Source organism: Paraburkholderia sp. SOS3, from assembly GCF_001922345.1.
GTDB lineage: Bacteria > Pseudomonadota > Gammaproteobacteria > Burkholderiales > Burkholderiaceae > Paraburkholderia.
On record NZ_CP018811.1, the window covers coordinates 2,853,189 to 2,871,325 of the forward strand.

Annotated in this window: 18 protein-coding genes; 9 read left to right on the forward strand and 9 right to left on the reverse strand. The window is 64.3% G+C overall.

Going from position 1 to position 18,137, the window contains the following annotated elements:
* Positions 1-145 precede the first annotated feature (145 nt).
* From BTO02_RS12730 to BTO02_RS12770, 9 genes are all read left to right on the forward strand, one after another.
* Positions 146-1,297 (forward strand): DegT/DnrJ/EryC1/StrS family aminotransferase, encoded by a 1,152-nt coding sequence (locus BTO02_RS12730; protein WP_075157337.1) that lies wholly within the window; start codon positions 146-148, stop codon positions 1,295-1,297.
* A 48-nt stretch (positions 1,298-1,345) separates the two neighbouring features.
* Positions 1,346-2,389, forward strand: a complete 1,044-nt coding sequence (locus tag BTO02_RS12735) for a glycosyltransferase (protein ID WP_075157338.1) — start codon at positions 1,346-1,348, stop codon at positions 2,387-2,389.
* Complete coding sequence (locus BTO02_RS12740) at positions 2,386-3,393, forward strand: formyltransferase (RefSeq protein ID WP_083615104.1); 1,008 nt, start codon at positions 2,386-2,388, stop codon at positions 3,391-3,393. The genes BTO02_RS12735 and BTO02_RS12740 overlap by 4 nt, the downstream gene beginning before the upstream one ends.
* A complete protein-coding gene (locus tag BTO02_RS12745; protein ID WP_075157339.1) occupies positions 3,393-4,436 on the forward strand; it encodes a bifunctional UDP-4-keto-pentose/UDP-xylose synthase in 1,044 nt (347 codons plus the stop codon). The genes BTO02_RS12740 and BTO02_RS12745 overlap by 1 nt, the downstream gene beginning before the upstream one ends.
* A gap of 44 nt (positions 4,437-4,480) precedes the next feature.
* Positions 4,481-5,377, forward strand: a complete 897-nt coding sequence (locus BTO02_RS12750; RefSeq protein WP_075157340.1) for a polysaccharide deacetylase family protein — start codon at positions 4,481-4,483, stop codon at positions 5,375-5,377.
* Positions 5,378-5,601: 224 nt separating this feature from the next.
* Entirely contained in the window at positions 5,602-6,063 is a 462-nt protein-coding gene (locus BTO02_RS12755) for a peroxiredoxin (protein WP_075157341.1), read from the forward strand.
* 445 nt (positions 6,064-6,508) lie between these two features.
* Entirely contained in the window at positions 6,509-8,380 is a 1,872-nt protein-coding gene (locus BTO02_RS12760) for a PhoH family protein (RefSeq protein WP_075157342.1), read from the forward strand.
* Positions 8,381-8,585: 205 nt separating this feature from the next.
* Positions 8,586-9,800, forward strand: coding sequence for a C40 family peptidase (locus tag BTO02_RS12765; RefSeq protein WP_075157343.1), 1,215 nt, complete (start codon positions 8,586-8,588; stop codon positions 9,798-9,800).
* A gap of 258 nt (positions 9,801-10,058) precedes the next feature.
* The gene (locus BTO02_RS12770) at positions 10,059-10,865 is read left to right on the forward strand and encodes an SDR family NAD(P)-dependent oxidoreductase (protein ID WP_075157344.1); all 807 of its coding nucleotides are present in this window, start codon (positions 10,059-10,061) and stop codon (positions 10,863-10,865) included.
* Positions 10,866-10,874: 9 nt separating this feature from the next.
* Here BTO02_RS12770 and BTO02_RS12775 read toward each other — a convergent pair whose 3' ends face one another.
* The 9 genes from BTO02_RS12775 to BTO02_RS12815 form a co-directional block, all read right to left on the reverse strand.
* Entirely contained in the window at positions 10,875-11,885 is a 1,011-nt protein-coding gene (locus tag BTO02_RS12775; RefSeq protein ID WP_075157345.1) for an inorganic phosphate transporter, read from the reverse strand.
* A complete protein-coding gene (locus BTO02_RS12780) occupies positions 11,885-12,511 on the reverse strand; it encodes a DUF47 domain-containing protein (RefSeq protein WP_075157346.1) in 627 nt (208 codons plus the stop codon). The genes BTO02_RS12775 and BTO02_RS12780 overlap by 1 nt, the downstream gene beginning before the upstream one ends.
* A gap of 214 nt (positions 12,512-12,725) precedes the next feature.
* Positions 12,726-14,114 (reverse strand): replicative DNA helicase, encoded by a 1,389-nt coding sequence (locus BTO02_RS12785; RefSeq protein WP_075157347.1) that lies wholly within the window; start codon positions 14,112-14,114, stop codon positions 12,726-12,728.
* 157 nt (positions 14,115-14,271) lie between these two features.
* A complete protein-coding gene (gene rplI / locus BTO02_RS12790) occupies positions 14,272-14,724 on the reverse strand; it encodes a 50S ribosomal protein L9 (protein WP_075157348.1) in 453 nt (150 codons plus the stop codon).
* A 28-nt stretch (positions 14,725-14,752) separates the two neighbouring features.
* Entirely contained in the window at positions 14,753-15,028 is a 276-nt protein-coding gene (gene rpsR, locus BTO02_RS12795; protein ID WP_075157349.1) for a 30S ribosomal protein S18, read from the reverse strand.
* Positions 15,029-15,030: 2 nt separating this feature from the next.
* Positions 15,031-15,330, reverse strand: coding sequence for a primosomal replication protein N (gene priB / locus BTO02_RS12800; RefSeq protein ID WP_075157350.1), 300 nt, complete (start codon positions 15,328-15,330; stop codon positions 15,031-15,033).
* 51 nt (positions 15,331-15,381) lie between these two features.
* Positions 15,382-15,756 carry a 30S ribosomal protein S6 gene (gene rpsF / locus BTO02_RS12805; RefSeq protein ID WP_075157351.1) on the reverse strand — a complete coding sequence of 125 codons (375 nt, stop codon included), beginning with the start codon at positions 15,754-15,756 and terminating at the stop codon, positions 15,382-15,384.
* Positions 15,757-16,106: 350 nt separating this feature from the next.
* Entirely contained in the window at positions 16,107-17,096 is a 990-nt protein-coding gene (locus BTO02_RS12810; RefSeq protein ID WP_075157352.1) for an anti-sigma factor family protein, read from the reverse strand.
* Positions 17,086-18,009, reverse strand: a complete 924-nt coding sequence (locus tag BTO02_RS12815; RefSeq protein WP_075157353.1) for an RNA polymerase sigma factor — start codon at positions 18,007-18,009, stop codon at positions 17,086-17,088. The genes BTO02_RS12810 and BTO02_RS12815 overlap by 11 nt, the downstream gene beginning before the upstream one ends.
* Positions 18,010-18,137: the final 128 nt, after the last annotated feature.

Consider the following 18,137-nt stretch of genomic DNA (forward strand, 5'->3'; position numbering starts at 1 on the left):
CACGCGGCGGGCGCCGCGCAGATCGGCGCGAAATGCCGTGCGCCTCTGCGCGCCGCTCGCCATGGCTTAAGCTTTGCGTCACGCGGTTGAAAGTATTCTTTATGCTGTCGGCATCGCGCCGTCTTCCTTATCGCTCAAGGTTCTCATGACCCAGTCATCCGTCCCGTTTTTGCCGTTCGTCCGCCCGGATATCGACGAAGAAACGATCCGCGGCGTCGCCGACGTGCTTCGCTCCGGCTGGATCACGACCGGGCCGCAGAACCAGGCATTCGAAGCGGCGTTGTCGGAATTCTGCGGCGGCCGCCCGGTGCGCACGTTCAACTCGGGCACGGCGACGCTCGAGGTCGGCTTGCGGATCGCCGGCGTCGGCCCCGGCGACGAGGTGATCACGACGCCCGCGTCGTGGGTCGCGACGGCCAATGTGATTCTCGAAACGGGCGCGACACCGGTCTTCGTCGATATCGATGCGCGTACGCGCAACATCGATCTGAACCTCGTCGAGCAGGCGATCACGCCGCGCACGAAGGCGATCATTCCCGTCTACCTCGCAGGCCTGCCCGTCGATATGGACCGGCTCTACGCGATCGCGCGCGAGCACAAGCTGCGCGTGATCGAAGACGCCGCGCAGGCGTTCGGTTCGACCTGGAACGGCGAGCGTATCGGCAAGCTCGGCGACATCGTCTCGTTCAGCTTCCACGCGAACAAGAATCTGACTTCGATCGAGGGCGGCGCGCTCGTGCTCAACGACGAAGCGGAAGCCGTGCTCGCGCAGAAGTACCGTCTGCAAGGCATTACGCGCACGGGCTTCGACGGCATGGACTGCGACGTGCTCGGCGGCAAGTACAACCTGACCGACGTCGCCGCGCGCGTCGGTCTCGGCCAGCTGCCGCGTCTCGAGGGCTTTACCGCGCAGCGCCGAAAACTCGCGCGCGCCTACTTCAACGGCTTCGCGGACGGCGCCGCCGTGAAGCTCGGCATCGGCCTGCCGCTTGCCGACTTCGCAAACAGCAACTGGCACATGTTTCAGATCACGCTGCCGCTCGAGAAGCTGAGCGTCGATCGCGCGGGCTTCATGGGCGCGCTGAAGGAACGCGGCATCGGTTCAGGCGTGCACTATCCGGCGATCCATCTGTTTTCGCTGTATCGTGCGCGCGGCTTCAGGGAAGGCATGTTCCCCCATGCCGAGCGCTTCGGCGCGTCGACGGTCACGCTGCCGCTCTTCACGCAGATGAACGAAGGCGACGTCGCGCGCGTCTGCCGCGCAGTCGACGAGATCTGCGAGCAGCATGGACGCTGAACGGACATCAGGCAAACCACGGACACACCACGCGGAATACAAGCGGACATGAGCCAAACGGAACAGCGCCGGGGACGACCCGAAGTGTCGATCATCATCCCGGTCTATAACGAGGAAGCCGGGCTGCACGCACTTTTTGCGCGCCTCTATCCGGCGCTCGACGCGCTCGGCACGGACTACGAAGCGATCTTCATCAACGACGGCAGCCGCGACAGATCGGCGGCGCTGCTCGCCGAGCAGTTTCGCGCGCGCCCCGACACGACGCGCGTGATCCTGCTCAACGGCAACTACGGCCAGCATATGGCGATTCTCGCGGGCTTCGAGCAGTCGCGCGGCGATATCGTCATCACGCTCGACGCGGACCTGCAGAACCCGCCCGAGGAGATCGGCAAGCTCGTTGCGAAGATGCGCGAGGGCTTCGACTATGTCGGCACGATCCGCATGCAGCGCCGCGACAGCCTGTGGCGCCGCAAGGCGTCGCAGGTGATGAACCGGCTGCGCGAGCGCATCACGCGCATCAAGATGACCGACCAGGGTTGCATGCTGCGCGCGTACAGCCGGCACATCATCGATACGATCAACCGTTGCGGCGAGATCAACACGTTTATTCCGGCGCTGGCGTACACGTTTTCGCAGAACCCCGTCGAAATCGAAGTCGCGCACGAAGAGCGTTTTGCCGGCGAATCGAAGTATTCGCTATATAGCCTGATTCGCCTGAACTTCGACCTCGTCACCGGCTTCTCGGTCGTGCCGCTGCAATGGCTGTCGTTTATCGGCGTGATTCTGTCGATGGGCTCGGCGGGACTCTTCATGCTGCTGCTGATCCGCCGCTTTATCATCGGCGCGGAAGTGCAAGGCGTGTTCACGCTGTTCGCCATCACGTTCTTCCTGCTCGGCGTGATTATCTTCGCGCTCGGGCTGCTCGGCGAATATATCGGCCGCATCTATCAGCAGGTGCGTGCGCGACCGCGTTATCTCGTGCAAACCATCCTCGAGCAACGCAACGGCGAAGCGGTCTCGGGCACGCCGCGCCAATCGGTCGTGCAGGCGGTACAGCCCGCGCACATCGTCGATCAGGGGCAAAACCCATGAAGCCGCGCGCCGTCGTGTTCGCGTATCACAACGTCGGCGTGCGCTGCCTGCAAGTGCTGCTCGCGCGCGGCGTCGATGTCGCGCTGGTCGTCACGCACGAAGACAATCCGAACGAGAACATCTGGTTCGGCAGCGTTGCGCAGGTTGCGGCCGAACACGGCATCGCGTGCGTGACGCCGGCGGATCCGCGCAGCGCCGAACTGCGCGCGACGCTCAGCGCGGCGCAGCCCGATTTTATTTTCTCGTTCTATTACCGGCACATGCTGCCGCTCGATCTGCTCGCGATCGCCGGGCGCGGCGCGTACAACATGCATGGCTCGCTATTGCCGAAATACCGCGGCCGCGTGCCGACGAACTGGGCGGTGCTGAACGGCGAAACCGAAACCGGCGCGACGTTGCACGAAATGGCCGCGAAGCCCGATGCCGGCGCGATCGTCGCGCAGACGCCCGTGCCGATTCTGCCCGACGACACGGCCGCGCAGGTATTCGACAAGGTGACCGTCGCCGCCGAGCAAACGCTGTGGCGCGTATTGCCGGCACTGCTCGCAGGCGAAGCGCCGCATCTGCCGAACGATCTCGCGCAGGGCAGCTACTTCGGCGGCCGCAAGCCCGAAGACGGCCGCATCGACTGGACGCAGCCCGCGCAACGCGTCTACAACCTGATCCGCGCGGTCGCGCCGCCGTATCCAGGCGCTTTCACCGATCTCGGCGATCACCGCTTTATCGTTGCGCGCGCGCGTCTGATGGCGCCCGGCACCGGACCCGCAAATTTGCCGCCGGGCATCCACGTAAGCGATAATGTCTTTTTTGCGACATGCGGCGACGGTCGCGCGATCGCGATTCACGAACTTTGGCACGAGCGCCGCGGCCCCACCGCCACGGACGAGGTCACGTCCGCTGGGGTGCCCGCTGTGGTGCCCGCGGCCGTACCCGCGGTCAAGCCCGCAGTCATACCCATAACGCCCGTCGAATTCACACGGCTCACCCAACCTTCCCGCAACTGATGAAAAAAGTCCTGATTCTGGGCGTGAACGGCTTTATCGGCCATCACCTGTCCAAGCGCATTCTCGAAACGACCGACTGGGAAGTGTTCGGGATGGACATGCAAACGGAACGCCTCGGCGACCTCGTCAAGCACGAGCGCATGCATTTCTTCGAAGGCGACATCACGATCAACAAGGAATGGGTCGAGTATCACGTGAAGAAGTGCGACGTGATCCTGCCGCTCGTCGCGATCGCCACGCCGGCCACTTATGTGCAGCAGCCGCTGCGCGTGTTCGAGCTCGACTTCGAGGCGAACCTGCCGATCGTGCGTTCGGCGGTGAAGTACCGCAAGCACCTCGTGTTTCCGTCGACGTCCGAGGTGTACGGCATGTGCGCCGACGACGAATTCGATCCGGACGCGTCCGCCCTCACCTACGGCCCGATCAACAAGCCGCGCTGGATCTACGCGTGCTCGAAGCAGCTGATGGACCGCGTGATCTGGGGTTACGGCATGCAGGAGGGTTTGAACTTCACGCTGTTCCGTCCGTTCAACTGGATCGGCCCGGGGCTCGACTCGATCTATACGCCGAAAGAAGGCAGCTCGCGCGTCGTGACGCAGTTCCTCGGCCATATCGTGCGCGGCGAGAATATCAGCCTCGTCGACGGCGGCGCGCAAAAGCGTGCGTTCACCGATATCGACGACGGCATCGGCGCGCTGATGAAGATCATCGCGAACGACAACGGCATTGCGTCGGGCAAGATCTACAACATCGGCAACCCGAAGAACAATTACTCGGTGCGCGAACTCGCGCACAAGATGCTTGCGCTCGCGGCCGAGTTCCCCGAGTACGCGGACAACGCGAAGAAGGTGCAGCTCGTCGAGACCTCGTCGGGCGCGTACTACGGCGCCGGCTATCAGGACGTGCAGAACCGCGTGCCGAAGATCGACAACACGATGCAGGAACTCGGCTGGGCGCCGAAGTCGACGTTCGACGAAGCGCTGCGCAAGATCTTCGAAGCGTACCGCGGCCATGTGGCCGACGCGCGCGCGCTCGTCGAGTAAGCGTCTGACCGGCTCCGCCCGTTCGCAGAAGAAGGCCTGATTCCTTGGCTCGCATCGTTCTCAAGATCGACGTCGATACGCTGCGCGGCACCCGCGAAGGCGTGCCCAACCTCGCGCGCATTTTCGATCGCTTCAAGGCGCGCGCGACGTTCCTGTTCAGCCTCGGCCCCGACCACACGGGCTGGGCGATGCGCCGCGTGCTGCGGCCGGGCTTCCTGAAGAAGGTATCGCGCACGTCGGTGGTCGAGCATTACGGCATCCGTCAACTGATGTACGGCGTGCTGCTGCCGGGGCCCGACATCGGCGTGCGCGCCGCCGCCGAGATGCGCGCGATTCACGAGGCCGGCTTCGAATGCGGCATTCACACGTGGGACCACGTGTACTGGCAAGACAACGTGCGCACGCGCGAGCGCGGCTGGACCGCCGCGCAGATGGAAAAAAGCCATGCACGTTTCATCGACATTTTCGGCATGCCGCCCGCGACGCACGGCGCGGCCGGCTGGCAGATGAACGTCCACGCGTTCGAGCAGATCGACCGGTGGGGCATGCGCTACGCGTCCGACGGACGCGGCCATGCGCCGTACTTCCCGGTGGTCGACGGCAAGACGCTCGCGCACGTGCAGATGCCCACTACCTTGCCGACGCTCGACGAAGTGCTCGGCGTCGATGGCATCGACGAAACCAATGTCGCCGCGTGGATGCTGAAACTGACCGCCGGCAATCCGCACGACCAGGTGTTCACGCTGCACGCCGAACTCGAAGGACAAAAGCTCGCGCCGGTGTTCGAGCGATTGCTCGAAGGCTGGCGCGCACAGGGCCACACGTTTGCGACGATGGGCGATTATCACGCCGCGCTAGACCGTGACACGCTGCCATCGTACCCTGTCACGTGGGGCGAAATTCCGGGCCGCTCGGGCGAATTGATCGTCCAGCCCGACTGACGCGACGACGCTGGTTTGTGAGGCTCATCTGGAACACCCATCTGGGACACTCATCCGCGACACGCGCTCGCGACGGTCATGCGCGGCCGCCATGGTCTCGATGGTCCGCGTCGATCCACATCGGTCATTTCAAGCCCCTCGGTCTCGCCAAGCTCGAGCCGGCGCGAGCGTGCATGCCAGAACCGGCACATGATCCGCACCGGCCATAACAATCGGAGAAACTCGTGCCCATCGCAGTCGACCAGCCCGTTCCCGACTTCACCGCCGCTGCAACCGGCGGCGATTTCACGCTATCCACGCTTCGGGGCAAGAAGGTGGTGCTGTATTTTTATCCGAAGGACAACACGCCAGGCTGCACGACCGAAGGTCTGCAGTTCCGCGACCTCTATCCGAAGTTCAAGCAGGCGGGCGCCGACATCGTCGGCGTCTCGCGCGACAGCGTGCGTTCGCACGAAAATTTCAAGTCGAAGCTGGAACTGCCGTTTACGCTGGTATCGGACCCGGACGAGACGCTCTGCACGCTCTTCGGCGTCATGAAACTGAAGAAAATGTATGGCAAGGAAGTACGTGGGATCGAACGCTCGACGTTCGTCATCGACGGGAACGGCGTGCTGCGCCTCGAGTGGCGTGGCGTGAAAGTACCGGGTCACGTCAATGAGATTCTGGAGGCTGTACAAGCGCTGTGAGGCGCGTTATATTGGGCCGCAATGATTGCCTGTCCACCCTATATTTTGCGCTGTTGCGCGCGCCGTCATCACGTTCGTCACACGCTTGACAACAACGCAAGCAGAAGCGACGTGAGAGCCGCGAGGCTTATGAGGCGCAACGCAACGCCCCAAGTCGAGCCGCTTGCCCCGTTCACCGGGGCGGCGGCTTTTTTAATTGCGCGCAGCTTCGTTGCGTCCGTTGCGACGCCGCGCGCCCTCGTCAAGGAGCCGATCGAAAAACCGCGGAACCGGCATCACTAACCGAAGCGCGCCTGCCGGCGCAAACTGCGTGCGCAACACCGGCACGTTCAGGATGCGGCAGCCGGCGCACACGATATGTTGCACAGATCATTGCGCAGGTTATCGCCGCTCATCGCCAGCCGACGCAACCGGTCTATGCCCCCGATTCCATTCGAGGAAAACCATGCCTTTGCCTACTCCGCCCAGCAAACTCGGTAATCTGTTGCCGCCTGACGAATACAAGGCCAAAGCCCATCCGGCACGGCCTGCTCGAAAACAGGGGCATGAAGGGGAGCAAGCAGAGTCGCCCGAATACGGGCGTGCGAATGTCGCCGTGCCGATGACGGACGCGGCAAATGCGGCCACCACGCTGCGGCCGGTGCCCGTTGCGGCCGCGACGCTCGCCGGCATCGACGCGCCCGCCGTGCCGCCCGAACTGGCCGGTCCCGGCAGTTCGGCCCGCGGCCGCAAGACGAAGCAGACGGCCGCATTGCTGCAACCGATGCCGCCCGCGCCCTCGACGGAAGACGAAGCCGGTTTCGCGACCCCCGCGGTCGCGCGTCGCGGCAAGGCGCCCGCCGGCGCCGACACCGACGTGGCGGAGACTGCGTCCACGCCGCGCGGCGGTACGAAGAAGCGCGACACGAAGGGCGCCGCGGTCGAAGTCCGCAAGCTTTTCGTGCTCGATACGAACGTGCTGATGCACGATCCGACCAGCCTGTTCCGCTTCGAGGAGCACGACGTCTATCTGCCGATGATGACGCTCGAAGAACTCGACAACCACAAGAAAGGCATGTCGGAAGTCGCGCGCAACGCACGCCAGGTGAGCCGCACGCTCGATGCGCTCGTCGCGAACGCGGGCGCGATGAGCGAAGGCATTCCGCTCGCGCGTCTGGGTAGCCGCGAAGCACTTGGGCATCTGTATTTCCAGACGAAGCTGACCGATATCGAGCCGGTCGAAGGCCTGCCGCAAGGCAAGGCCGACAACCAGATTCTCGGCGTCGTGCGCGCGCTGCAGCGCGACCGGCAGGATCGCCAGGTCGTGCTGGTGTCGAAAGACATCAACATGCGGATCAAGGCGCACGCGCTCGGCCTGCCCGCGGAAGACTATTTCAACGACCAGGTTCTCGAAGACAAGGACCTGCTCTACAGCGGCATCCGCGCGCTGCCGCAGGACTTCTGGACGCGCCACGCGAAAGGCATGGAAAGCTGGCAGGACACGAAGACGGGCACCACGTACTACCGCGTGACCGGCCCGCTGTGCGCGTCGATGCTCGTCAACGAGTTCGTCTATCTCGAGCCGCAGAACGGCGAGCCGACGTTCCATGCGATCGTGCGCGAGATCAACGGCAAGACGGCGCTGCTGCAGACGTTGCGCGATTACGGCCACCACAAGAACAATGTGTGGGGCATCACGGCGCGCAACCGCGAGCAGAACTTCGCGCTGAATCTGCTCATGAATCCGGAGATCGACTTCGTCACGCTGCTCGGCCAGGCCGGTACCGGCAAGACGCTCGTCGCGCTCGCGGCGGGTCTTGCGCAGGTGCTCGACGACAAGCGCTACAACGAAATCATCGTGACGCGCGCGACAGTGCCGGTCGGCGAGGACATCGGCTTTCTGCCGGGCACCGAGGAGGAAAAAATGCAGCCGTGGATGGGCGCATTCGACGACAACCTCGAAGTGCTGCAGAAAACCGACGATGCGGCCGGCGAATGGGGCCGCGCGGCGACGCAGGAGCTGATCCGCTCGCGCCTCAAGATCAAGAGCATGAACTTCATGCGCGGGCGAACCTTCGTCGATAAGTATCTGATCATCGACGAGGCGCAGAACCTGACGCCGAAGCAGATGAAAACGCTGGTCACGCGTGCGGGTCCGGGGACGAAGATCATCTGCCTCGGGAATATCGCGCAGATCGACACCCCGTATCTGACCGAAGGCAGCTCGGGACTGACGTATGTCGTCGACCGGTTCAAGGGCTGGGCGCACAGCGGACATGTGACGCTCGCGCGCGGCGAGCGCTCGAGATTGGCCGATTACGCGTCGGAGATTCTGTAGGCAGTCGAGCGGTTCCAGTCGAAGCATCGCGAATGCCGCTTCCGGCCCAGGCTGGAAGCGGCATTTTTACGGGCAAAGCTCAAAAGCAACAGTTAGCGCGTAAACCTCAAGTAATTCATCAAGTTTTCTTGCTCAGGCCAAGCTGGACGGGCTACCATCGAACATCGTCCGTTTCAGGGCGAGCCTGGCGCTCGCCTCGCCATTCATGCGCCGTGCCGGTTCGATTGCTCCGGGGTTCACGCCCCTCCTGAGGCTCCTGACGCTGCTGCTGGCCGTGCTGCTCGCCGCCTGCTCCAGTGCGCCGCAGCGGACCGTACGCGGCAGTGCAGGAGGCGCATCGTCGACGGCCGGCGCCTACCGCACGCCGCCCGGCTTCCCGCACTTCGTCGATCACAGCATCGGACGCGAGGAAATCTCGATTCAGGCGATGAGTCTCGTCGGCGTGCCGTACCGGTGGGGCGGCAATACGCCCGATGCCGGCTTCGACTGCAGCGGACTCGTCCACTATGTGGTCCAGCGCGCGGCCTCGGTGAATCTGCCGCGCACGACCGCCGACATGAGTTCGCGCGGCACGTCGATCGCCCCCGACGAGATCGCGGCGGGCGACCTCGTTTTCTTCAACACGACCGGGCGGCCACATTCGCACGTCGGCATCTACGTCGGCAAGCTGCGCTTCGTCAACGCGCCGTCGACAGGCGGCACGGTACGGCTCGACTACCTGACCAATCCGTACTGGGCGAAGCACTTCGACGGCATCCGGCGCGTTGCGCCGCCGCTCGCGCCGTCGAAGCCGACGCCGTTCGACGAGCCGACTTACGAGGCCGCAGCGCCGAAGGCGAATCGGGCCGTGAGCGAGACCGCCGGAGTCGCGCTGGCCGCGCCGGGAGGCGCATCGGTCGGCGCGCCGGGCACGGCGCCGCTGGGTGCAGCGGCCGAACAGACGCCGCTCACCGCGCAGCGCGACAGCCGCGTAGCGGCCGCGCGTGCGCCGGAAAGCGCGACGACCGCGACAACCGCTGCCGGTGCGCCCGCTGCCGGATCCACCGATGCGTTCGAACCACCACCCTCCGCGATGAGCGCCGCGCAATCGCAGGCACGCGCGGCAGGCGCCGTGTCGCCAGCCGTTACGCCAGCACCGGAATCCGCATCCGCGCCGACACTGCCGGTCACGGCCAGCGCGCGCGCACCCGACGCGATCGACGCCGCCGCCGATGCTTACGAGCCCCCACCCTCGTCCGCGATCGCGGCGGCACGCCAGGCGCAGGCCGCGCAGCGAACGCCGCAAGCAGCCGAATGGCAACGGCCGGCACCGGGCGGCAGCGTGCAGATCATGCGTGCGTCGACCGACTCGCGCGGCGTTCCGGCTTCGACACAGACCAACGACGATCCGATTGCCGGCTTCGCGAACAGCAGTTATTGACCGCGTTTCCCGTGCGGCACGAGACGCGCGGCGCCGCCAGACACTGAAAGATCGATGGCTCGTCTTACGGACCATCGTCACGCATCGCGACCTCGCGCCGGACCCGCCATCGCGGATCGAATTCGAACTGAAAGCCCTCTGTCAGCGCCGCCACTCGTCATTACTTCGAGGCCCGACCCCGAACCATGCACGCCGCCGCGCGCACCGCAATCGCGTCTGCTATCGTGTCCGATATTTTCAGAAAAAGCGGGTGTCACGATGGATCTCGGACTCAAAGGCAAGGTCGTCCTGATTACGGGCGGCAGCAAAGGAATCGGCCTCGCGTGTGCGCGCGCATTTGCGGTCGAAGGCGCAAAAGTCGCGATCGTGTCACGCGATCCGGCCAATCTCGCGCGTGCGCGCGAGCAGTTGAAAAACGAGGGCTTGCAGGTTCACCTCGCGCGCGCCGATTTGCACGATGCGCACAGCGCCGCCGATGTCGTCGAAGAAGCGACGCAGGCACTCGGCGAGATCGACGTGCTGGTCAACAGCGCGGGTGCCGCGCGCCGCTATGACCCCGAAACGCTCGACGCCGACGCGTTCAAGGCCACGATGGATGCGAAATATTTCCCGTACATCTACCCGCAGCAGGAAGTGCTGCGACGCATGGTCGCGCGCGTGAAATCCGGCGAGGCGGCCGAGCCGGGCACCATCGTCAATATCATCGGGATGGGCGGCAAATACGCGACGGACATCCATATTGCCGGCGGCGCCGCGAACGCGGCGCTGATGCTGGCGACCGTCGGCCTCGCGCACTATCACGCCCGCTATGGAATCCGTATCAACGCGATCAACCCGGGCGCGACGCTGACCGAGCGTGTCGAGGAAGCGCTCGCGCTCGAGGCGCAGCAGCAAGGCGTCGATATCGCCGAAGCGCGGGCGCGCGGCGAAGCGAAAGTGCCGCTCGGGCGTTTTGCGAAGCCTGAAGAAATCGCCGATGTCGCGCTTTTCCTCGCGAGCCGCCGCGCGAGTTATGTGACCGGCGCGCTGATCCCGATGGACGGTGTCAGCACGCCGCTGATCTGAGCACCGCCGTTACAGGAACCGATGGGCGAACCACCAGCCGGCGCCCGCGAGTATCGCGGACGCCGGGATTGTCAGAATCCACGCCCATACGATATTGCCCGCGACGCCCCAGCGCACGGCGGACAGCTTCTGCGTCGCGCCGACACCGACGATCGCGCCGGTGATCGTGTGAGTCGTCGACACCGGAATGCCGAGCCACGACGCGAGAAACAGCGTCAGCGCGCCGCCGGTTTCTGCGCAAAAACCGCCGACCGGCTTCAGCTTCGTGATCTTCTGCCCCATCGTGCGCACGATGCGCCAGCCGCCGAACAGCGTGCCGAGCCCCATCGACAGATAGCAGCCGCCGATCACCCAGAGCGGCGGTGCATCGGCGCCTGCCGACGCATAGCCGGTTGCGATCAGCAGCATCCAGATGATGCCGATGGTCTTCTGCGCATCGTTGCCGCCGTGCCCGAGGCTGTACAGACCCGCCGACAGCAGTTGCAGCCGCCGGAAGCGCCGGTCCACCTTGCTCGGCGGCGTGCGGAAGTACAGCCACGACACGCTCAGCATGAAGAACGACCCGAGCACGAAGCCGAGTAGCGGCGAGATAAAAATGAACGCGATGGTTTTCAGCAGACCGTCGATATTCAGCGCGCCCCACCCCGATTTCGCCAGCGCCGCGCCGACCAGCCCGCCGATCAGCGCATGCGACGAACTCGACGGGATGCCGTAGTGCCACGTCACGATATTCCAGCCGATCGCGCCGACGAGCGCGCCGAACACGACGTAATGGTCGACGATGCCCGGATCGATCGTGCCTCTGCCGACCGTCTGCGCGACCTTCAGGTGAAAGATGAAATACGCGATGACGTTGAATAGCGCCGCGAACGCGACCGCCTGTTGCGGCTTCAGCACGCCGGTCGAAACGACCGTGGCGATCGAGTTCGCCGCGTCGTGGAAGCCGTTCATGAAGTCGAACACGAGCGCGACCGCTACGAGCGTCGCGACGCCCCAGATGGCGAGATGTATCGAATGCATCAGGCGTTTTCCAGCACGATGCCTTCGATGATGTTCGCCACATCCTCGCATTTGTCGGTGACAGACTCGAGCAACTCGTAGATCGCTTTCAGCTTGATCAGCGTTTTGACGTCGTCTTCTTCGCGGAACAGCTTCGACATCGCCGCGCGCAGCACACGGTCCGCTTCGGACTCGAGACGATCGATGTCTTCGCAGGCCTTCAGGATCGTGCGCGCCTGCTTCATGTCGGACAGCATGCCGACCGCCGCCTGAACGCGCTCGCATGTCGACGTGCAGATATGCGCGAGCTGGCTCGCCTCCGATGTGACGGCTCGTACGTCGTACAACGAAATGGCGGTAGCGACGTCCTCCATCAAATCGAGGATGTCGTCCATCGTGCTGATCAGTTTGTGGATTTCGTCGCGGTCGAGCGGCGTGATGAAGGTCTTGTGCAGCAGATCGATCGTTTCGTGCGTGAGCTTATCGGCGGCTTTCTCGGCGGACTGGACGTTCTGCTTATGGATTTCCGCGTCGGCGAGATTATCGATCAGCAGTTCGAGCTCATGGCTCGCCGAGACGATGTGCTTCGCATGCGCGTTGAAGATTTCGAAGAATTTGCCCTCGGTGGGCATGAAGCGACCGAACATGGGGTACCTGAAGGAGAGCTGTCAGTCCGCCGATGTAGAAACGACGGTGCGTCTGTCATAAATCCGACATATTGTACCGTTCGTCGCACACCGAGACACTGACTTTGGAGCATTCTCCGTGGCATCCATGCGACTTCCGGGCGTTCGGTCGCATCGTCGTCGGTCGCGGCCGCGTTTCTGCCCGCCTTCGCGCCACTGTTTCCACGCGTGGCCTCTACTCGCTGCCGTAGAATGCCTGCGCGCCTGCAAAATTGTCGAATTTCGTGTACTGCCCGAGGAACGTGAGCCGAACGGTGCCGATCGGCCCATTACGCTGCTTGCCGATAATGACCTCGGCCGTGCCCTTGTCCGGGCTGTCCGGGTTATAAACCTCGTCGCGATAGATAAACAGGATCACGTCGGCGTCCTGCTCGATGGCGCCCGATTCGCGCAGATCCGACATGACGGGTCGCTTGTTCGGACGTTGCTCGAGGCCGCGATTGAGCTGCGACAGCGCGATCACCGGTACGTCGAGCTCTTTGGCAAGGCTTTTCAGCGAACGCGAGATTTCGGAGATTTCCGTCGCGCGGTTTTCGCCCGCCGACGATCCGCTCATCAGCTGCAAATAGTCGACGATGATGAGACCGAGCTTGCCGCATTGCCGCGCCAGTCGCCGCGCGCGCGAGCGCAATTCCATCGGGTTCAGGCCGCCGGTCTCGTCGATGAAGACCTGCGCTTCGCTCATTTTCTGCACCGCGTGCGTGAGCTTCGGCCAATCTTCGTCGGTGAGACGCCCGGTGCGCATCCGATGCTGATCAAGGCGGCCGACCGAACCGAGCATACGCATCGTCAGTTGCGTGCCCGGCATTTCCATCGAGAACACCGCAACCGGCAGGCCGTACTCGACCGCGACGTATTCGCCGATGTTCATCGACAGTGCGGTCTTCCCCATCGACGGTCTTCCCGCCACGATGATCAACTCGCCGCCATGCATGCCCGACGTCATCCGGTCGAGATCGACGAAGCCTGTCGGCGTGCCCGTCACGTCGCTCGGGTTCGCCGTGTGATAAAGCGTGTCGATCCGCTCGACGACCTGCGTGAGCAGCGGACCGATTTCGAGGAAGCCCTGCGTGCCGCGCGCGCCGTCTTCGGCGATCGAAAACACCTTCGATTCCGCTTCGTCGAGCAGTTGACGCACTTCCTTGCCCTGCGGATTGAACGCGTCTGCGGAAATTTCATCGGCCACCGATACGAGCCGGCGCAGCACCGCGCGGTCGCGCACGATTTCCGCATAGCGGCGGATATTCGCGGCGCTAGGCGTGTTCTGCGCGAGTGCGTTCAGGTACGCAAGACCGCCGACGTCTTCGGCCTTGCCCGACGTTGTCAACGCCTCGAACACCGTCACGACGTCGGCCGGCCGCGTTGCCGCGATCAGCCGGCCGATGTGTTCGTAGATGATGCGGTGGTCGTACCGGTAGAAGTCGCCTTGCGACAGAAAGTCCGCGATGCGGTCCCACGCGGCGTTGTCGAGCAGCAAACCGCCAAGCACCGATTGCTCGGCCTCGATCGAATGCGGCGGAACTTTCAGCGACTCGAGTTGGGGGTCTTTCGGCGGTGCGTTCATGGGGTGGGATTATCGGGCAATTAGCCGTGTCAGCAAAGACCGCCGGTGCGCGACCCGGCGATAAAAAAAGCAGGGGCCGGTTTCCCGGCCCCTGCCCTCGCGCCTCACTGATGCCCGGCGACTTTTTCTTGCGATCCGGCTCAGCGCCGGTTGCCGCTTACACGTGCTCGCCGAGCACCGACACCGTCACGTCGACGAGAACGTCAGTGTGCAGCGAAACCTGCACCGGATGGTCGCCGACCATCTTGAGCGGGCCTTCCGCCATGCGCACTTGCGCCTTTTCGACCGCGAAGCCTTGCTTCGACAACGCATTGGCGATGTCCGCGTTCGTCACCGAACCGAACAGACGGCCATCGACGCCCGCCTTCTGGCCGATCTGAACCGTCAGGCCGTTCAGCTTTTCGCCTTGTGCCTGAGCGGCTGCGAGCTTTTCGGCAGCGACCTTTTCGAGTTCCGCGCGGCGGACTTCGAATTCGGCGATCGCATCTTTCGTTGCGCGGCGCGCCTGCTTGTTCGGGATCAGGAAGTTACGTGCGTAGCCGTCCTTCACCTTGACGATATCGCCGAGGTTGCCCAGGTTGACGACTTTTTCGAGAAGAATGATCTGCATTCAAATGCTCCTAATGGCGCCGTCGGGTTTAGGCCTTGTGCTGGTCGGTGTACGGCATCAGCGCGAGAAAACGCGCGCGCTTGATGGCCGTGTCCAGCTGGCGTTGATAGTGCGACTTCGTACCCGTGAGACGCGCCGGCGTGATCTTGCCGTTTTCGCCGATGAAGTCTTTCAGCGTTTCGATGTCTTTGTAGTCGATCTGTTCGACGCCGGCAGCCGTGAAGCGGCAGAACTTCTTGCGCTTGAAGAGCGGGTTTTGTTGCTGGCGACGCTTGTCGAATTTCTTACCAGTCGGGCGGGGCATGTTCAGTCCTTTCCTATGTCCTGCAAATCTGTGATGTGAAACACCAGAGTTCTCGCATTGCGGCTTTTCTTGGCCAGAAAGCCTGTGAAGAGCGTTTCGACGCCCATCGCACAGCGTTCCAGCCTGCCGCTCGCCTCACCGGCCGCTACCGCCGGCATCGTCAGTTCAACCACGCGGGCGATGCCCGCTTCGACGACTTCGGCGCGGTGCTGCAACGTGCAGCCTGCAATCGGAACGCCGGCGGGCGTGTATCGCACCGGTTCGCGTTCGACGACGCTGGCTGTGAGTTGCAGCCGGTTCATTGATTCATGATTGACGGCGTTGCGTGACTCTGATGGCTTAAATAAAGAGTCTTAAGCCTGCGCTTCGGACGGTTGCGTAGCAGCCGCCTTCTTGGCTTCTTCGCGCTGCACTTCCTTCATCATCGGCGACGGGCCGGTTTCGGCCTTCTTCATCTTGACGATCAGGTGGCGCAGCACGGCGTCGTTGAACTTGAATGCGTGCTCGAGCTCTTCGAGCGTGGCCTGGTCGCACTCGATGTTCATGCAGACGTAGTGAGCCTTCGCGAGTTTCTCGATCATGTAGGCCAGCTGGCGACGGCCCCAGTCTTCGATGCGGTGGATCTGGCCGCCGTGCGACGTGATCGTGGACTTGTACCGCTCGATCATGGCGGGCACTTGCTCGCTCTGATCGGGGTGCACGATAAAGACGATTTCATAATGACGCATACACACTCCTTGTGTCGCTTATGGATATAAAGCCGCCCGGGCGTCGAACCGGTGCGGCAAGTGAGAAGCCCGAAAGTCTAACCTGAATGGGGCTCGAATGCAAGCTGGAATCGATGCTTGCAGGGCGTGATTATGCTTTGAATTTCAACGATTTACCGTACGCCGGCGCGACCGGGTCCCAGTCTGCCGCGCTATTGCCCTCGCCGCGCCGGACCAACGTCCGGCGCGGTTTTGCGCTGCTTCCCCCGTATCCGTTCTGTTTTGCTCGCGGGCACCGCCCGGTTTTCCAGCGCTGGCATCGCCCGATCAGCCGTCGATCAGCGCCCGATCAGCCGTCGATCAGCGGTCGATCACCCGCCGCCGAGCTGCAGCCGCGCCCGCAGCGCCGCCTCGAGCTGCGTCAGCGATTCCGGCGACGCATCGGTGACCGCCCACCACATCATGCCCGCGTCGCGCCAGCGCGCCACCGAGTAGCCGTCGCTCGACAGCGACGGCCCCGGCTTGCCGCCCGCCGGATCGGTGTCCGGAAACACATAGACGTCGATCACGTGCTTGCGATGCGTGTAGGTCAGCACCGCCACGCGCCGATGGCCGACGTAGTCGAGCCGTCCGCCCGCCAGCGCAAAGCCGCTCGACGCGAGGTCGACGACCGGCGGCGCGTAGTCGATGCGTCCGTTGAACCACGGCTTCACCGTGTGCTGGTCCGATGAAATCACGTCGATATCGCGCCCCGAAATCTGCGCGCGCACATGGCTCGACACGAGTTCGTCGACGAGCCCCGGCGGCGCGGCCGCACGCTGCTGCGTGTAAAGCACGCCGAGCGCGGCGGCCGCGCATACCGTCAACGCAATCGCCCCGCCGCGCCACGCGGCCGCGCCGAAAGGCTGCGCGAGCGGCGCCGGGTCCGACGGGCCGCCGCGCGCAGGATTGCTTGCCGGCCGCGCGCCGCGCAGAAAATCGAGCCAGCGGTTTCTCGCGGGCGTATTGCGCTGGCCGGCGCGAGCCGGGTCCGACGCCGCATCGCGCGCTCTTTCCGGCGCGTCGCCACGCCGTGGTTCGCCAGAATTCCGCTCCGCGGCGGCCCGGCGGGTCTCGTCGTCGCGCGGCTGTAAGGCTTGCGTCGCCGGCAGCGCCCCGATGATGCGCGCACGCAGTGCCTGCGGCGCGCGATGATATTGGGCCGCGTTGCGCACCGCGGCGCCGAGCGCGCGGATCGCGTCGGTTTCGCGCTGGCAGGCGGCGCACCCGTCGATGTGCTGCTGCAGCGCATGCGCATCGGGCGGCGAGAGTTCCCGGTCGACGTTCGCGTCGATGAGCGGGCGGGCGTCGTTACAGTCCATCTGGGCTCTCCTCTGCGATGCCGCCCGGCATCGCACCGCGATTGCCGGGGCTGCCTGCCGGCGGTTCGGCGGTCTTGCCGGGCATCCGGTCCTGCGAGTTGGTGGAAGTCGATGCGCCCGGCGTACGTGCGCCGGTCCAATTGGCTCGATTGGTCCGGTCGGCCGTCGCGGGCAGCGTTGGAACAGCGCGGGACGGCTGCATCGGCGCGGCATTTGATGCCGGCATGGCCGCAGCCGCGCCGGCGAAGCTCGCTGCGCACCGCTTGTCGCGCGCGCTGCGCCCGCCGGAACCCGCCGCGGACGACACCCCGCTGCCGCCGGCGGCCGCGCGCGACGGCGCCGACCCGCCACCCGGATTCCCCGAGCGCGCCTGCATCGACGCAAGCGCTGCCGCCAGCCGCCTTCGCCCGCGCGCAAGCCGCGACATCACGGTGCCGACCGGCAGGTCGGCGATCGTCGCGATCTCGCGATAACTGAGTTCCTCGAGTTCGCGCAGCACCATCACTTCGCGATACTCGGTGGGCAACTGTTCGAGCGCCGCATGCACGAGCCGCGTGTCCTGGTCGCGGATCATCAGCGTCTCGGGGTCGGCGTTCGAATCGCTCCAGCCTTCGAAGGTCGAGTCGTCGAGGTTTTCGTCGAATTCGACCGAATGACGCGACATCTCGCGCTTCTGCCACTCGCTGTACCACGTGCGCCGCACGATCGTGAGCAGCCACGGCCGCGCGTTCTCGCCGTGGAACATATCGAAGTATCGGAACGCGCGGACGTAGGCGTCCTGCACGATGTCTTCGGCATCGTTCGGATTGCCGCACAACCAGCGTGCGAGGTTAAAGGCCGCATCGAGATGCGGCAGCGCCATCTGCTGGAAGCGGGCGCTGCGCTGTGCGGCATCACTGTCGGTTTCGGTCACCGGAGCCCTCCGATCGTTACGGCTGCTGTACCGGCTACGCGACGAGTTTATTCCCGCGAGATGCGTCGTTCAGCGAAAAATTTCAAACGGGAATAAACGGTGTGCCCGCCAGGTTCGACAGACAAACC

What these genes read in the sequence shown, in the direction of transcription:
- BTO02_RS12760 (WP_075157342.1), top strand. Translation starts at nt 6,509, where the DNA reads ATGCCTTTGCCTACTCCGCCCAGCAAACTCGGTAATCTGTTGCCGCCT.
- BTO02_RS12735 (WP_075157338.1), top strand. Translation starts at nt 1,346, where the DNA reads ATGAGCCAAACGGAACAGCGCCGGGGACGACCCGAAGTGTCGATCATC.
- BTO02_RS12770 (WP_075157344.1), top strand. Translation starts at nt 10,059, where the DNA reads ATGGATCTCGGACTCAAAGGCAAGGTCGTCCTGATTACGGGCGGCAGC.
- BTO02_RS12780 (WP_075157346.1), bottom strand. Translation starts at nt 12,511, where the DNA reads ATGTTCGGTCGCTTCATGCCCACCGAGGGCAAATTCTTCGAAATCTTC.
- rpsF (WP_075157351.1), bottom strand. Translation starts at nt 15,756, where the DNA reads ATGCGTCATTATGAAATCGTCTTTATCGTGCACCCCGATCAGAGCGAG.
- rpsR (WP_075157349.1), bottom strand. Translation starts at nt 15,028, where the DNA reads ATGCCCCGCCCGACTGGTAAGAAATTCGACAAGCGTCGCCAGCAACAA.
- BTO02_RS12740 (WP_083615104.1), top strand. Translation starts at nt 2,386, where the DNA reads ATGAAGCCGCGCGCCGTCGTGTTCGCGTATCACAACGTCGGCGTGCGC.
- rplI (WP_075157348.1), bottom strand. Translation starts at nt 14,724, where the DNA reads ATGCAGATCATTCTTCTCGAAAAAGTCGTCAACCTGGGCAACCTCGGC.
- BTO02_RS12765 (WP_075157343.1), top strand. Translation starts at nt 8,586, where the DNA reads ATGCGCCGTGCCGGTTCGATTGCTCCGGGGTTCACGCCCCTCCTGAGG.
- BTO02_RS12810 (WP_075157352.1), bottom strand. Translation starts at nt 17,096, where the DNA reads ATGGACTGTAACGACGCCCGCCCGCTCATCGACGCGAACGTCGACCGG.
- BTO02_RS12785 (WP_075157347.1), bottom strand. Translation starts at nt 14,114, where the DNA reads ATGAACGCACCGCCGAAAGACCCCCAACTCGAGTCGCTGAAAGTTCCG.
- BTO02_RS12745 (WP_075157339.1), top strand. Translation starts at nt 3,393, where the DNA reads ATGAAAAAAGTCCTGATTCTGGGCGTGAACGGCTTTATCGGCCATCAC.
- BTO02_RS12775 (WP_075157345.1), bottom strand. Translation starts at nt 11,885, where the DNA reads ATGCATTCGATACATCTCGCCATCTGGGGCGTCGCGACGCTCGTAGCG.
- priB (WP_075157350.1), bottom strand. Translation starts at nt 15,330, where the DNA reads ATGAACCGGCTGCAACTCACAGCCAGCGTCGTCGAACGCGAACCGGTG.
- BTO02_RS12730 (WP_075157337.1), top strand. Translation starts at nt 146, where the DNA reads ATGACCCAGTCATCCGTCCCGTTTTTGCCGTTCGTCCGCCCGGATATC.